Origin of the sequence: Streptomyces sp. GbtcB6, assembly GCF_019091475.1 — a bacterium.
GTDB lineage: Bacteria > Actinomycetota > Actinomycetes > Streptomycetales > Streptomycetaceae > Streptomyces > Streptomyces hyaluromycini.
In genome coordinates this window covers 36875-49464 of record NZ_JAGXJL010000035.1, presented here as the reverse complement: position 1 = coordinate 49464, position 12590 = coordinate 36875, and the positions used below count along the sequence as shown (strand labels likewise).

At 70.3% G+C, this 12590-nt stretch carries 14 protein-coding genes; 5 read left to right on the top strand and 9 right to left on the bottom strand.

The features are described from left to right. Positions 1-182: 182 nt before the first annotated feature. A complete protein-coding gene (locus KVT45_RS39795) occupies positions 183-1739 on the top strand; it encodes an ABC transporter substrate-binding protein (RefSeq protein ID WP_217554216.1) in 1557 nt (518 codons plus the stop codon). Between the two features lie 58 nt (positions 1740-1797). Further along, positions 1798-2199 carry an ATP-binding protein gene (locus KVT45_RS39790; RefSeq protein WP_217554215.1) on the top strand — a complete coding sequence of 134 codons (402 nt, stop codon included), beginning with the start codon at positions 1798-1800 and terminating at the stop codon, positions 2197-2199. Between the two features lie 212 nt (positions 2200-2411). Here KVT45_RS39790 and KVT45_RS39785 read toward each other — a convergent pair whose 3' ends face one another. Next, positions 2412-3845 (bottom strand): cell wall metabolism sensor histidine kinase WalK, encoded by a 1434-nt coding sequence (locus tag KVT45_RS39785; RefSeq protein WP_217554213.1) that lies wholly within the window; start codon positions 3843-3845, stop codon positions 2412-2414. Then, positions 3842-4531, bottom strand: coding sequence for a response regulator transcription factor (locus tag KVT45_RS39780; RefSeq protein WP_089099279.1), 690 nt, complete (start codon positions 4529-4531; stop codon positions 3842-3844). Before KVT45_RS39780 ends, KVT45_RS39785 begins: the two co-directional genes overlap by 4 nt. A 175-nt stretch (positions 4532-4706) precedes the next feature. Here KVT45_RS39780 and KVT45_RS39775 point away from each other — a divergent pair, with 175 nt between their 5' ends. Beyond that, a complete protein-coding gene (locus tag KVT45_RS39775; protein WP_217554283.1) occupies positions 4707-7115 on the top strand; it encodes an MMPL family transporter in 2409 nt (802 codons plus the stop codon). Between the two features lies 1 nt (position 7116). Here KVT45_RS39775 and KVT45_RS39770 read toward each other — a convergent pair whose 3' ends face one another. The 5 genes from KVT45_RS39770 to KVT45_RS39750 form a co-directional block, all read right to left on the bottom strand. Further along, the gene (locus KVT45_RS39770) at positions 7117-7704 is read right to left on the bottom strand and encodes a Uma2 family endonuclease (RefSeq protein ID WP_217554212.1); all 588 of its coding nucleotides are present in this window, start codon (positions 7702-7704) and stop codon (positions 7117-7119) included. 90 nt (positions 7705-7794) lie between these two features. After that, a complete protein-coding gene (locus KVT45_RS39765; RefSeq protein ID WP_217554211.1) occupies positions 7795-8535 on the bottom strand; it encodes a TetR family transcriptional regulator in 741 nt (246 codons plus the stop codon). Positions 8536-8544: 9 nt separating this feature from the next. Then, positions 8545-9030 (bottom strand): DCC1-like thiol-disulfide oxidoreductase family protein, encoded by a 486-nt coding sequence (locus tag KVT45_RS39760; protein ID WP_217554210.1) that lies wholly within the window; start codon positions 9028-9030, stop codon positions 8545-8547. A 5-nt stretch (positions 9031-9035) separates the two neighbouring features. Then, complete coding sequence (locus KVT45_RS39755) at positions 9036-9443, bottom strand: hypothetical protein (protein ID WP_217554209.1); 408 nt, start codon at positions 9441-9443, stop codon at positions 9036-9038. Between the two features lie 94 nt (positions 9444-9537). Next, positions 9538-9948 carry a VOC family protein gene (locus KVT45_RS39750; RefSeq protein ID WP_089099274.1) on the bottom strand — a complete coding sequence of 137 codons (411 nt, stop codon included), beginning with the start codon at positions 9946-9948 and terminating at the stop codon, positions 9538-9540. Positions 9949-10080: 132 nt separating this feature from the next. On the opposite strand from KVT45_RS39750, the gene KVT45_RS39745 reads away from it, so the two are divergent. Both KVT45_RS39745 and KVT45_RS39740 read left to right on the top strand, forming a co-directional pair. Next, the gene (locus tag KVT45_RS39745) at positions 10081-10521 is read left to right on the top strand and encodes a hypothetical protein (RefSeq protein ID WP_217554208.1); all 441 of its coding nucleotides are present in this window, start codon (positions 10081-10083) and stop codon (positions 10519-10521) included. An 80-nt stretch (positions 10522-10601) separates the two neighbouring features. Beyond that, a complete protein-coding gene (locus KVT45_RS39740; protein ID WP_217554207.1) occupies positions 10602-11498 on the top strand; it encodes a hypothetical protein in 897 nt (298 codons plus the stop codon). Between the two features lie 16 nt (positions 11499-11514). On the opposite strand, the gene KVT45_RS39735 is transcribed toward KVT45_RS39740, so the two are convergent. Together KVT45_RS39735 and KVT45_RS39730 are read right to left on the bottom strand one after the other, a co-directional pair. Further along, entirely contained in the window at positions 11515-11892 is a 378-nt protein-coding gene (locus KVT45_RS39735; RefSeq protein WP_217554206.1) for a hypothetical protein, read from the bottom strand. A gap of 27 nt (positions 11893-11919) precedes the next feature. Then, the gene (locus tag KVT45_RS39730) at positions 11920-12462 is read right to left on the bottom strand and encodes a hypothetical protein (RefSeq protein ID WP_217554204.1); all 543 of its coding nucleotides are present in this window, start codon (positions 12460-12462) and stop codon (positions 11920-11922) included. Positions 12463-12590 lie beyond the last annotated feature (128 nt).

Below are 12590 nucleotides of genomic sequence, written 5' to 3'. Positions count from 1 at the left end.
GAGCTGTGAAATCCGGCGGAAACAAGGCCTCGGTAAGTTCTTCCTCATCTAGTCAGATCACTCTTCCCCCACATGAAACACCTGTGATTAGGTGAGCCGCGTCACTTAGGGGAGTGGCATATGCGGAGGGCCTGGGTAGGGCCTGGAGCGGACTCGTGCTGGTCCTGGGGAGGGCACCAACCATGCGATCTGTTCGCATGCGGATTCTCGTGACACTTGTCGTTCTGGCGGTCGTGGGAATCGGCGGCTGGCAGCTGCTGCCGTCGCAGGAGAACAAGAACAAGACGATTACCGTCGGCACGACCGACGCCGTCACCTCGCTCGACCCGGCCGGCGCCTACGACGCCGGTTCCTGGGCGTTGTTCAACAACGTCTTCCAGACACTGCTGACCTTCGAGCCCAGCGGTGTCCAGCCGGTCCCGGACGCCGCCAAGAGCTGTGACTTCACGGACTCCGGCCTCCGGACGTACCGCTGTGTGGTGCGCGACGGGATCACCTTCCCGAGCGGCCGGGCGATGACCGCCGAGGACGTGAAGTACTCCTTCGACCGGGTCAAGAAGATCAACTCCGATGTCGGCCCGGCTTCCCTGCTCTCGACGCTCGGCTCGGTGACCGCCTCCGGCAAGACCGTCACCTTCCACCTGTCGTCCCCGGACGCGACGTTCCCGTTCAAGCTGGCCACCGGCGCCGGCGCGATCGTCGACAAGGACAAGTACCCGGCGGACAAGCTGCGCACCGACAACTCGGTGGACGGCACCGGCCCGTACAAGCTGACGTCGTACACGAAGGACAAGCGGGCCACCCTGCGGCCCAACGGCAGCTACAAGGGTGAGCTGAGCGGCACCGGCCGCCCCATCGAGCTGGACTACTACGCCGACTCGGCCAAGCTCGCCGGCGCGTACAAGGCCAAGCAGATCGACGTGGCGACCCGGACGCTGCCGCCGAGCATGGTCTCCAAGCTCTCGCCGAGCGACCCCGGCCAGCGCGTCCTGAAGTCGGACAGCTCCGAGACCCGCAACCTGTACCTGAACACCCGCAAGAGCTCGCCCCTGCACGACGTGCTGGTCCGCCGGGCCCTCGCCTGGCTGATCAACCGCGAGGACCTGGCCTCGACCGTGTACGACGGCACGGTGTCGCCGCTGTACTCGCTGATCCCGGCCGGCCTCACCGGCCACACCACGTCCTTCTTCGACACCTACCCGACCCAGAGCGTCGCCAAGGCGAAGGCGCTGCTGGAGGAGGCCGGCGTCAGCACCCCCGTCACGTTCTCCTTCGGCTACGGCATCGGCCACGGCGCCGGAGCCGAGGAGGCGGCCGCGCTGAAGAAGCAGCTGGAGGCGGGCGGCCTGTTCAAGGTCGCCGTCAAGGGATACGAGTGGACCGACTTCCAGAAGTCGTGGGCCCAGGGGAAGATGGACGCCTGGGCGGTCGGCTGGGCAGCCGACTACCCCGACCCGGACACCTTCGGCGCCTCTCTGGTCGGCAGCGATTCCGTGATGAGCACCGGCTACAGCAACAAGGCCGTCGACAACCTCCTCCAGAACAGCCAGCAGTACGCCGACCGCAGCCGGGCCGAGCAGGACTTCCGCAACGTCCAGACGGACGTGGCGAACGATGTCCCGCTGATCCCGCTGTGGCAGCGCACGGACTACGTCCTCAGCAGCGAGGACGTGGGTGGAGCCCAGTACCTCACGGACAGTACGGGCATCTTCCGCCTGTGGAGTCTGAGCTGGATCTGACGGGCTGACACCCGGCGCGCACCAGGAGACTCAGGTGCGCGCGGGGTGAGGAGCAGACGTGCTGAGACGCAACGCCTTCCGGCTCCCGCGGCACCCGGCGTCCATCGGCCTGGCCCGGCACCGGGTCCGGGACCATCTGGCCGCGTGGGGGCACGGCCCGGACACCCCGGCGGTCGGCGACGCCCTGCTCCTCGTCTCCGAACTGGCCACCAACGTCGTCCGCCACGGCCCCCTGCTGGAGCGGGAGTTCGAGGTGGCGGTGACGGCCCTGGCGGACGGCTCCTGCCTGATAGAGGTCTCGGACGAGGGCCGCGCGGAGCCCCGCCTGCGCATCGTCCGGGAGAACGACGAGACGGGCCGGGGCCTGCATCTGGTGGAGACGATCGCGGCGGCGTGGGGGGTGTGGAGCAGGGGGACCCACGGCAAGACCGTCTGGGCGCTGATCTTGGCCGAACAGTAGCTCTTGGCCGACCCGTCGTGGAGCGCTCCGTAGGGGGCGCGGGGTGTATCGATGTGCGGCTGCGGCGCCGTCGTGGTTGCTCGCGCAGTTCCCCGCGCCTAAAAGAAGGGGCGCGCACTGCAACGCCCCTTCTTCTAGGGGCGCGGGGCTGTGTCGATTTGCGGCTGCCGCCGCGTGGGCGCGACCAGCCCCCACCCACCCGCACCCGAAACTCACACCGATCGCAACGTAACAGTCACCGCCAGCCCCTCCCCAGGCGCAGTCCGCACACACACCTCACCCCCATGGGCCTCCACCACCCCCTGCACGATCGCCATCCCCAGCCCGCTCCCCTCCGCACTCCCCACCCGGAAGAACCGGTCGAAGATCCGCCCCGCGTCCTCCTCCCCGAGCCCCGGCCCCTCGTCGGCCACACACACCCGCACCACCCCGTCCGCCCGCTCCACCCCCAACCGCACGGCGGCGTCACCAGGCGTATGGACACGCACGTTGGTCATCAGGTTCCCCAGCACCTGCCGCAGCCCCGACTCGTCCGCCCGCACCAGCACCGCCCCGTCGGCCTCCACGGCCACCGGCCGACCGGGCTGCTGCGCCCGCAGGTCCTCCGCCGCGTCCCGCACCAGCCGGCTCACGTCGACGTTCCGGAACCGGATCTCCGGCCGCTGGTCGAGCCGCGCGAGCAGCAGCAGCTCGTCCACCAGGCGGCCCATCCGGTCCACTTCCCCGTGCATCCGGCCCCAGGCCCGCCGCCGCTCCCCGGGCTCGTTCAGCATCCCCTTCTCGTACAGCTGGAGATAGCCGCGGATGGCGGCGAGCGGGGTGCGCAGCTCGTGCGAGGCGTCGCCGACGAACCGGCGCAGCTGGGCCGCGCTGTGCTCGCGGGTCCGGTAGGCCGTCTCCACCTGGTGCAGCATGGCGTTGAGGGCGAGCCGCAGCTGTTCGACCTCCTCCGTCGGATGCTGGCTGGAGGGCACCCGCCGGGTCAGGTCGCCCTCGGCGATCGCCGACGACGTCTCCACCATGTCCTCCAGCGGCAGCAGCCGTTGCCGCACGCTGTACATGGTCAGGCAGCACAACAGCGCGAGCAGCAGCGAGCCGACCGCGAAGTCGAGCTTGAGCGCCTTGGCGATGCCCTGGTGCAGCAGCTCGGTCGAGTTGGCCAGCAGGATGTAGGGGCCGTCGGCGAGCCGGGTCGCCGTCACCCGGTAGGACGCCCCGTGCACGTCGATGTCGTGCGGGTCGGGCGCGGCGGCGAGGGCGCGCGGGTCGGACACGGCGGCCGCGAGGGAGCGCTGGGCCTCGGTCGGCTTCATGTCGAAGACGGAGATCGCGTCGCCGTTGGTGTCGATGACCACGAAGATCGAGTCCGGTGTCGGGTCGGACTCGGTGGGGATGACCCGGTCGCGGATCACGCCCAGCGCGCTCAGCGAGTCGACCTGCCGCAGCGTCAGTCCCGAACTCCCCAGTGACGTCCGCATCTTCAGCAGCTCGGAGTCCACCTGGTCGAGCAGGTACAGCCGCATGCCCATGATGCTCGCGACGGCCGCCACCACGATGCCGACGGCGAGCAGCCCGACGTTGGCCAGGGTGAGCTTGCCGCGCAGCGAGTGCAGTCCGTGCCGGTGCCGGCGCTTGCCGAGGCTCATGTCAGGCCGTATCCGACGCCCCGCCGGGTGGTGATCACCGGCGCTCCCAGGGCGTCGAGCTTGCGCCGCAGATAGCTGATGTAGGTCTCCACGACGGTCGACTCGGACGGTATGTGCTCGTACTGCCAGACGTGCTTGAGCAGTTGTTCCTTCGGCACGATCCGGCCGCCGTTGCGCACCAGGAAGCGCAGCAGCGCGTACTCGGTCGGGGTCAGCTCGACCGTGCGGCCGGCGCGGTGCACCGAGTACGTCGCCTCGTCCAGCTCCAGGTCGCCGTAGCGCAGCGGCGGGCGCTGCTGGATGACGTCCGCCGGGCGGGTGCGCCGCAGCACGGCGCCGATCCGGGCGACGACCTCGTCGATGTTGAACGGCTTGGTGATGTAGTCGTCGCCGTAGCCGAGCGCGCCGACTATCTCCGCCGGGGCGTCCCGGGCGGTGAGGAACACGAGCGCCAGGTCCGGCCGCCGGGCGCGCAGCTCACGGCCCAGGGCGCGGCCGTCGCCGTCCGGCAGCATCACGTCGAGCAGGGCCGCGTCCGGCCGGGTGCGCTCGGCCAGTGCGAGGGCGTCCCGGACCGTGCCGGCCGTCATCACCTCGAATCGGTGGTAGCGCAGGGCGATGGCGAGGACGTCCGCGATGCTCGGCTCGTCCTCCACGATCAGCACGGTGCTGCCTGGAGCCGTCATGCCCCCAGTATCGGCGCCGCCACCGACAGCCGGGGGCGCGCAGCTTTGGAGTTCCTTGAGAGTCATGCGCGCCCCGTGTCCCGGCGCGCGGCCCGCTGCCGATCCTGTTGCCCAGGACCTGGGGGACCAACCGACCGAAGTGATCTACGACAAGGAGCTGTTGAGCGTGACGACATTGGCACGGTGGTGCTATCGGCACCGGCTGGTGGTCCTGTTGCTGTGGGTGGGGGCACTCCTCGGCTTGGGCTTCTCGGCCTCGGCGGCGGGCACGAACTACGCGAACGTGTTCTCCCTCCCCGACACGGACTCCAAGAGCGCGTACGACCTGATGGAGAAGGCCTTCCCGAACACCTCCGGTGACACGGACACGGTGGTCTGGAAGACCGACAGCGGCTCGGTGCGGGACACGGCGGTCCAGGACCGGGTCCAGCCGGCCCTGGACAGGATCGCGAAGCTGCCCGGCGTGGGCGCGGTCACCAGCCCCTACGCCGGCGCCCGGGGAGCGGCGCAGATCAGCAAGGACGGCACGATCGCCTACGCCCAGCTCACCTTCACCAAGCGGGCGAACGAGATCCCCAAGGAGCAGGTGCAGAAGGTCCTCGACACCGCGCAGGCCGCCGAACGGTCCGGTCTCCAGGTCGAGCTGGGCGGCCAGGCCATCCAGCGCGTCCAGGAGCCGCCGCAGGGCCTCTCCGAGATGGTCGGCATCATCGCGGCGGCCGTCGTGCTCTTCCTGGCCTTCGGCTCGTTCTTCGCGATGACCCTGCCCATCGCGATCGCCGTCTTCGGCGTCGGCATGGGCCTGTTCTCCACCCAGCTGCTCAGCCACACCACCGACATCCCCGACATCGCCCCGCTGCTGGCCTCCCTGATCGGCCTCGGCGTCGGCATCGACTACGCGCTGTTCATCGTCACCAGGCACCGGCGCGGCATCCTGCGCGGCATGGACCCGGAGGAGTCGGCGGTCACCGCACTCAACACCTCCGGCCGGGCCGTGCTGTTCGCGGGCGGCACGGTCTGCATAGCCCTGGCCGGCATGCTGGTCACGAGGCTGCGCTTCCTGGACGGCGTGGTCATCGGCACCTCCCTCACGGTCGTGCTGAGCGTCCTCGCGGCCACCACCCTCCTCCCGGCCCTCCTCGGCTTCCTCGGCCCGCGCGTCCTCAGCCGCCGCCAGCGCCGCCGGCTGGCCGCCGAGGGCCCGGAGCCGGAGAAGGCGAGCGGCCTGGCGGCCCGCTGGTCGGCGAACGTGCAGAAGCGCCCGCGCCGCATCGCGGCGATCGCGGTGGTCGTCATGGCCGTCCTGGCCATCCCGGTCCTCTCCCTCCGCCTCGGCGCCACCGACCAGGGCAACGACGACGCGTCCACGACCACCAGGAAGGCCTACGACCTGCTCGCCGAGGGCTTCGGCCCCGGCTTCAACGGCCCCCTCCAGGTGGTCAGCGTCGGCGGCGACACGGCGAAGCTGGTCCAGGGCCTGCAGTCGACCCCGGGCGTCGCCCAGGTGGCCGAGCTGCCCCCGTCCCAGGGCGTCACCGTCATCCAGGTCGTCCCGACCACCTCCCCGCAGTCCAAGGAGACGGACGACCTCATCGACACGATCCGCGACCGGGTGATCCCGAAGGCCGGCGCGGAGGCGCACGTGGGCGGGGTGACGGCGGTGTCCAAGGACTTCGCCTCCGTCACCGGCGACCGCCTGCCCCTCTTCATCGCGACGATCATCGCCCTGGGCTTCCTGCTGCTCCTGGTCGCCTTCCGCTCCCTGGTCGTCCCGCTGACGGCCGCCCTGATGAACCTGATCGCGGCGGCGGCCTCCTTCGGCGTCCTGGTGGCGGTCTTCCAGTGGGGCTGGGGCCTGGACCTGCTGGGCCTCGGCAAGGAGGGCCCGATCAACGCGTTCCTCCCGGTCATCATGCTGTCCCTGCTCTTCGGCCTCTCCATGGACTACCAGGTGTTCCTGGTGAGCCGGATGCACGAGGAGTGGGTGCACACGAAGGACAACGCACGGGCGGTCCGGGTGGGCCTCGCGGAGACCAGCCGCGTCATCAACAGCGCGGCCCTGATCATGGTCTGCGTCTTCCTGGCCTTCGTCCTGAGCGGCGACTCGGGCGCGGCGATGGCGGGCGTCGGCCTCGCGGCCGCGGTCGCCCTGGACGCGTTCATCCTCCGTACGGCCCTGGTCCCGGCGGCGATGCACCTGCTGGGCAACTCCAACTGGTGGCTGCCGTCCTGGCTGGACAAGCGGCTCCCGCACCTCGCGGTGGAGCCGGGGGAGGACGCGGCTCCGGAGCCGACCGGTCCCACCGGCCCGGCCACGGCGATCCACGGCTTCATCCGCACGGCGGACGGTGACCCGGTGGAGGAGGCGTCGGTGACCCTGATGTCCAAGGGCGGCCGCCAACTGGACCGCGTGACGTCCCTGGCGGACGGCTCCTACATCGTGTCGGTACCGGCGCCGGGCGCGTATCTGCTGGCGGTGACGTCATCGACGTACGGCTCGAAGGCCCGGCAGGTGACGGTGACGGAGGGGCCGGTGGTGTACGACGTGGAGCTGGCGGAGGGGGAGGTGGACGCGGTCAACTAGCTCAAGCCAACCCGGCTTTGAGGAGGCGCTCGACGTCCAGCACGACCTTGCCGCCCACGGACTCGGGGAGCGTGACGAGCTCCCCGGGAATGTGGATCCCGTGGCTGGCGTAGCGGCCTCCCGCCGGTTCGGTCAGTACGTGGATGCGCTGGTGCTTGCGGTCGACAATGACGTAGATCGGAATCCGGGCCTTGGCATAGTAGGAGACCTTGACCTGTAGATCCGTCTTCCAGTTGCTGGACGTGACCTCCATGACCAGGCGGAAGCACGTCGGGTCGTAGCAGCTGTTCTCCACCAAGTGATCGCGATAGTCGTCGTCGACCACCGAGAGGTCGGGGATCGCGTAGTCCTCAGGACCGCTGGGCAGCCAGAGTCCGATGCCGGGAAGCGCTCTTACCAAGCCCAGATTCATGAATGGAGCGGCGAACAGCATCAGGGCTTCGGAGTGGGGGCCGTCCGGTGCGGGGCTCACGAGGATCTGGTCTCCGATGATCTCGACGCGGAGGCCCGGAATGCTCTCCATGATGTGGTTCGCTTCGGCGATCTGCGACCACTCCTCGTGCGGCCGCTCGACAGCTGCTGCGGACATCAGGTGCCTCCCAAGGGCTGGTGTCGAGAGCATCATCGTAGGCAGGCAAGCCCCCCACTGTCCCGTTCGACCCCCTTCACCCGGAAGTGATCACTCACCCTTCGCCTTGACCGCGGGGTCGGGCAGTACCCGCGTCATCCCCGGCAGGAAGTCCGTGAACAGCTCGTGGACCTCCAGCACCAGCGGCCGCAGCACCCGGAACCGTGCGAGGGAGACACCCCGCGCGGTCAGCCGCGCGCCCCGCTCGGCGAGCCGATAGCTCCGCTCGCGCCCCTCGGTCCGGTCGAAGATCCAGTACAGGACCAGCCCCATCTGCGAGAGCCACATCAACTCGGGCAGTACGTCCCGCAGTTCAGGGGCGACCTTCGTCTTCGCCCCGGCCAGTACCTCCCGGTGCACGCGGATCGCCTCCTCGCGTGCGTGCTCGCTCTCCGGGGAGAAGGGGCTGAGCGGGCTGTCGGGGTCGGCGGCGTTCTTGAAGAAGTGGACCGCGAACTCGTGGTACGGCAGGGCGATGTCCAGCCACACCTTGAGCACCCCCGCGAGCCTCGCCTCCAGGTCGGTCTCCTTGTCCAGGACCTCGCGGACCGCCAGCCGGTGCTCGGCGGCGAGCTGGTCGTAGAAGCCCTGGATCAGGTGTTCCTTGCCGGCGAAGTAGTAGTACGCGTTGCCGACGGAGACCCCGGCCTCCGTGGCGATCGCCCGCATCGTGGTCTTCTCGTAGCCGCGCTCCCGGAACAGCCGCATCGCCGTCTCCAGGATCAGCGCACGGGTCTGCTCGGACTTGCTCTGGGCACCGGCCTCGACGGGACCGTCGTTCTTCGCGGACACGGACAGAGCCTAACGAGTGGCGCAGACGCCGTCGTCACAGCCCGGAGGGTCGTAGAGCCACCCGACACCGGGTTCGTAGAGCCATCCGTCCTCCCGCCGGAAGGGCTGCCCGGTTCCCTGCCCGCCCCGCCACCAGGAGGCGGCGAGCACCGCGCCCCGTGCCAGCCGGGCCCCGGCCGGCGTGCTCAGCCGGTGGGCCAGCGGCCGCTGCTCCCGCAACGCCCACAGCACGACGATCCAGGCGGCGGTGTCCCGGTAGACCTGCCCCGAGTCGCCGACGACGGTGACCTCGTCGAGGGTCGCGGAGTGGTCGAGCCCGGGGAAGCGGTGCCGCGCCTCGTCCGAGCCGGCGGGCACGAGGGTGAGCGGCACCAGCTGCGGCTGCCGGACCAGCCAGTCGCGCAGGTGGGTGCAGAGGGTGCACCGGTCGTCGTAGAGGACGGTGAGCCCGTGGACCGGGACGCGCACGGCGCCCCGGTCGGCGGTTGCGGTCACGGTGCTCACGCCCCGGCCGCCGGTGCGGTCCAGCCCTGCGGCGGGACCGGCGGGAACTGCTCCTTCTCCATGATTCCGCGCCGCCGTATCCGGTTCAGCACGTACACGTTGCCGAGGTGCATCACGCCGAGCACCAGCAGTACGACCCCGAGCTTGGACGACAGGGCCTCGAAGATGCCCCGGGTGTCCTCGATCGTGTCGCTGGTGTGCAGGTAGAGCGCGACGAAGCCCAGGTTGACGAGGTAGAAGCCGACGACCAGCAGGTGGTTGACGGCGTCGGCGAGCTGCTCGTTCCCGTGCAGGACGTCGGAGAGGAAGATCCGCCCGTTGCGGCTGAGCGTGCGGGCCACCCAGATGGTCAGACCGATGCTGACGATCAGGTAGATGACGTAGGCGATGACGGTACGGTCCATGCCCCACCCCTTCTTGAACGTGTTCAAAAAGCTGACAGGGATGACTGTAGACCTGCTTTTGAACGCGTTCAACTCGGTTGTGGGGTGATCCCGTTCACGCTCGCCGTGCCAGCTCCGGCCGTTTGCTGTAGTCCGTGAAGCCGAGGATGTTCCCCCAGGGGTCGGCGACCTCGACGGTCCAGCCGGTGGCCACGGAGAACGGCTCGTCGAGGACGGCGATCCCGGCCTCCTTGAACCGCTCGGCCGCGGCCCGCGCGTCCGGCACCTCCAGCCACACGCGCGGCGACGCCCACACCGCCGGCCGGTGCCCCAGCCCCTCCTCGGCCCGCAGCAGGATCCCGGGCGTCTCGCCCCCGACCTTCAGCAGGGCGATGCCGCCCTCGTCGAACCGGAAGCCGACCGTGAACCCGGCCCGCTCGTAGAAGGCGACGGCATCCGCGAGCCTCCCGACGGGCATCACGACGTTGTCGAACCCGAGCAGTTCGTACGACTCGTCATCTGACATGCGATCAGATTAGGAGTGGAGATGACGGTTGCCGGGCGGGCTGACCGTCGGGTCACTCAATGGGCCGAGAAGGGGGCCGCCGCGTCGGTACGCTGGGCCGTCGTCGGTGCCGGGCGAGCGAGGGGGGCGGGCATGGCTCCGGGAGCAGAGGCCTTCCACGGCGAGGCGCGGGCGGCTTTCGCCGAGGTCGCGCAGCGGCTGGGCCTTGACGGGCCGGGCGGCGGGGAGGGGGACCGGCATCTCGCCGTCGCGACCTACGCCGGCTCGGGAGTGACCTACAAGGCGGTCCTCGGCCTGTGGCAGGGGGACGTCGAGATCCACGTCTGCCGCACGACCCCGCTGACCGAGTGCAAGGTCGGCATCGAGGGGCTGGCCGTCACGGCGGGCGTCGTGGACCGCCGCGGCGGGGTCTCCTTCGGCGCCCGCAGCCTCCGCCAGCTGCGCAGGTCCCTGGCCGGCCAGGTCCGTTACGTCGAACTCGTGCACCCCCTGGTCTCCGGCGACCCGGACAGGGCTCTGTCGCTGATGCGCGCGGCGGGCGCCCGGGAATGGCGCAGACCGGCCGTGAGCTGACTCCGGGCCCCACGGCGGCCACCTCCGCCGCACGCCCCATACTGAACACCGCTCAGGGGCGCAGGGGGAGGGCGGGCAACGTGCGACGGGTGCTGTCGGTGCACTTCGCGCCGTGCGCGCTGTTCGTCGCCGGGGTGCTCGCGCTGGTAAGGGCGGGGAGCTTTTCGGGGCGGAGCGCATGGCACGTGCTGGGGCACCAGCGGCCCGAGGCCCTGGTCACGGGAGCATGCGCGGTCGTCGTCGGTGCCGCGCTGCTGGGTCTGCTGCTCCAGCCGTTCCAGGTGCGCGCGGTGCGTGTCCTGGAGGGGTACTGGGACCGGTGGACGCCGACGGCCCACCTCGCGGAGGCACTCGTCCGACTGCAGCGCAGACGCTGGCACGCGCTGCGCGGCCGGGCTCACCCGGACGACACACGGGGCGGGACCGTGACGCAACGGGTGAGCGGGGACGCCCGACGACGTCTCGCCGCCCGTCCGCCGGTCGAGGTGCTGCTGCCCACGGAGCTCGGAAACGCCCTGCGCGCGGGCGAGCTGAGTGCCGGTGAGCGCTACGGTCTGACCACGCTCTCCTCCTGGCCGCGCATCTACCCCCAGGTGTCCGACCGCCTGGCGGCGGCACTCCGCTCCGCCCGCGACGCCCTCGACACCGCGGTCAACCTGTGCTGGTCGTTCCTGGCGCTCACTCTGGCGGGCGTGGTGGCGCTGTACGACGAGTGGTCCGTGTGGTGGTGGTGCGGTGCGGGCCTCGCGCTGGCCGCGGTGGCCTACAAGGGCGCGGTGACCGCGGCCCAGTCGTATGCCGGCCTGATGCGCGTCACGTACGACCTGCACCGCTTCGACCTGCTGACCGCGCTCCACCACCCGCTGCCGCCGGATCGCGACGCGGAGGACGACACCTTCTACCGGCTCTCCGAGTTCCTGTCCGGAACACGGGCGACGGACCTGCCGTACGACCACGGAAGGGGTGACGCGCAGTAGGGCAGGGGGCGGCGGGTCATGCGGAAGGCAGCCACAGGGCGTCCAGTTTCAACTCCTCCTTCAGCTTCCTCAGACGGTCCACCCAGTCGTCCACGTCCTTGGCCGTTCGGCAGTGGGTCAACAGCCATGACGGGTAGGCGCTGAAGCGGCAGGGGTGCCGGGAGCCGTCCTCGGACTCGACCTCGTTGTGCTCCGTGTCGTACTTCCCCGGGTCCAGGTGCTTGAGGAGGCCCGCGGGGTCGCCGGCCACCGCCGCGTCGTACGCCTCCTGGACCGTGGGCTTGTTCAGCAACGGAACGTGGAGCCCGACCGCCTGCCACGGCAGCCTGACGCGACATCCCGGGCAGGGCTCGCCCACGATCGGATGGCCGGGGAGTACTGCTTCGTCCAGCATGGTTCCTCCGGGTCGGACGGGAGGGGACTAGTACTTCTTCCAGAAGGCGGCCCAGGCGCCGTCCGCGAGCGAGCAGACGAGGACGACGGCCGCGGCCGTCCAGCGCCATGCCGCCTGCCTGCCGCATTCCGGCGGCGCGAGCGAGGCGGCGATACCCAGACCGAGGAGAACGGTGCCGAGGTCGTAGACCGCCACCGCGTGACGGTTCTCCTGCCGCCAGCGCGCCTGGGCGTTCGCGAACATCTCGTCGACGTAGTCGTCGGACGGCGGACCGCCTTCCGATCCGGCGAGATCGTCGACCAGGTCTTGGCGCGGGTACAGGAACGTACGCGCGTTGTAGGCGAGCTGCATGCTGAAGACGAGCGTCAGCGCGGTGACCACCAGCAGCAGCAGCGTCGGCCCCGGCCAGCGGAACTCGTCGTCCGCGCCGCCCACCACACCGGCAAGGGAGAGCGCCGCGGCCGTGAGCAGAGGAGCCGCCACGAAGTGGGCTTCCTTCGTCGCCGCTCCGATGCCCAGCGGCGGGGGTTTCAGGGCACTGCGTCGCTCGTCCGACGGCTCTTCAGTCATCCGTCCCCCAACCGGCCCGGCCAGACGTCGTGTTGGCAGTGTGCGGGCGGAATATTCCATTCAGAAGTGGGCGTGACATGCCAAAACAGGCCGTTGCGTGACGGGTACGTCAAAGGCCCCGCTCCCTT

Bases quoted from the DNA above. Each gene is read 5' to 3' on its own strand.
- KVT45_RS39795 (WP_217554216.1), top strand. From the start codon at position 183: ATGCGATCTGTTCGCATGCGGATTCTCGTGACACTTGTCGTTCTGGCG.
- KVT45_RS39785 (WP_217554213.1), bottom strand. From the start codon at position 3,845: ATGAGCCTCGGCAAGCGCCGGCACCGGCACGGACTGCACTCGCTGCGC.
- KVT45_RS39780 (WP_089099279.1), bottom strand. From the start codon at position 4,531: ATGACGGCTCCAGGCAGCACCGTGCTGATCGTGGAGGACGAGCCGAGC.
- KVT45_RS39770 (WP_217554212.1), bottom strand. From the start codon at position 7,704: ATGTCCGCAGCAGCTGTCGAGCGGCCGCACGAGGAGTGGTCGCAGATC.
- KVT45_RS39755 (WP_217554209.1), bottom strand. From the start codon at position 9,443: ATGGACCGTACCGTCATCGCCTACGTCATCTACCTGATCGTCAGCATC.
- KVT45_RS39750 (WP_089099274.1), bottom strand. From the start codon at position 9,948: ATGTCAGATGACGAGTCGTACGAACTGCTCGGGTTCGACAACGTCGTG.
- KVT45_RS39745 (WP_217554208.1), top strand. From the start codon at position 10,081: ATGGCTCCGGGAGCAGAGGCCTTCCACGGCGAGGCGCGGGCGGCTTTC.
- KVT45_RS39735 (WP_217554206.1), bottom strand. From the start codon at position 11,892: ATGCTGGACGAAGCAGTACTCCCCGGCCATCCGATCGTGGGCGAGCCC.
- KVT45_RS39730 (WP_217554204.1), bottom strand. From the start codon at position 12,462: ATGACTGAAGAGCCGTCGGACGAGCGACGCAGTGCCCTGAAACCCCCG.